3 pseudogenes are annotated in these 1346 nt (G+C 40.0%); all 3 read right to left on the bottom strand.

Annotated features, from left to right (window positions below):
- Positions 1–139: pseudogene (locus F6K38_RS42155) on the bottom strand (RNA-guided endonuclease TnpB family protein); the annotation flags it as partial.
- A gap of 605 nt (positions 140–744) precedes the next feature.
- Positions 745–918: pseudogene (locus tag F6K38_RS42150) on the bottom strand (RNA-guided endonuclease TnpB family protein); the annotation flags it as partial.
- A gap of 190 nt (positions 919–1108) precedes the next feature.
- Positions 1109–1346 (bottom strand): annotated as a pseudogene (locus F6K38_RS42145) (AIR synthase-related protein); the annotation flags it as partial.

Here is a 1346-nt window from a genome sequence, read left to right as displayed (position 1 = left end):
GCTCCAACCAAGAGTAATGTTTTTGCTTCGCATAATAAGTTGCACAATTCCCTAGGCTATTAGCATTCTCGCATTGGAACAACCAAAAGGCTTTTTCCTCCTCTGAAAAACTAGCTTTGACTGGAATTGTCTTGTACAGTTGTCATCACCTCCTTGTTTTTTTAATATACTCTTAGTAAAGACGTTGGTTCTGAATATGTCAACAATAAATGAGCGGAAAACCAGAAAAAGAATGCGGGGAGTACCCGTACATCATGATGAATTGAAGAAGCCCCATACCGTTTGGCTAACTGGGACTACTTGGAAGTGGCTTCAATTATCAGCTAGAGAATCAAATACCAGTGTGGGAGAACTTGTAGAAAAAATTATTAGATCTGAAATAAAGAAAGACTAAAGAGACACGACTGGGTCAACCCAGTCTCTCTGTTTCACCCTCGGTCTAAAGACACAAGGCTCTCACATTTCAAGAAGTTTTGGTAGGAAAAGACCCTCGGCATCTTCTGTGTCTTCCTAACAGACTGTTCTCACTTTTGATGGTCAGGATGATTATATCGATTTGGGAAATCAGCCTGAATTTAAAATTGCCAAAGATATCACCCTAGAAGCTTGGATTTATTGTGAAGCCTAAGTTAGAGAGGCTGGTATTATTTCCAAGGTTTTTGATACAGGTGCTGCTAAGAGTGGATACGCTCTCTTACTCAATGGGAAAATCGGGATATTTTTTGCTGTGAAAACCTCATCTCAAAAAATTCTGTAAAGGATTTTGGAATATCGGCTAAGGTCACTTTTCCCTGTACCATTGTTGTCCAACCATAGACGGATGCAGCTATTTCAGATGAACTTAACTGTCCGGATATCTTCATCTATCGATGAATACTGAGACTTTTTCCCTTTGGCTTTGAACTCTATAATAATCACCGAATTTCGACTTTATTCGATATATATTTATCTTAACAGGCTTGTATAAAAGTGTTAAGCAAAAGTCGAGATTTTATTCACGGCGACTAAAGTCGCTACGAGCTTTCATCCCTGGTTTGAAAACACGGGGCTTTCAGCTTTAGGAGTTCCGTAAGCATTCAGCGGTCAGCTTAATGCTCGCGTTTTCTCTTTAGCCAATATTCAGGGTAATTGGCATACTTTCCGGAGCAGGAATAACCCTACCAATCAAGGAGCTTTGCTTGTGACCAAATGTTTTCAACTTCTTGATACATTCATCAAGGTTTTCAGCTGGAATAGCAGCCAGGAGTCCACCAGAGGTTTGAGGGTCAAATAACAACTGGTATTTGGCTAAATCACTAGCCTGGGTAGCATTATTGATGTAGATGGCTAGTCGTAAATTTTGAGGG

The organism is Moorena sp. SIO3B2, from assembly GCF_010692525.1.
Lineage (GTDB): Bacteria > Cyanobacteriota > Cyanobacteriia > Cyanobacteriales > Coleofasciculaceae > Moorena > Moorena producens.
The sequence above is the reverse complement of the archived record's forward strand: the minus strand, read 5'-3'. Positions and strand labels throughout refer to the sequence as shown.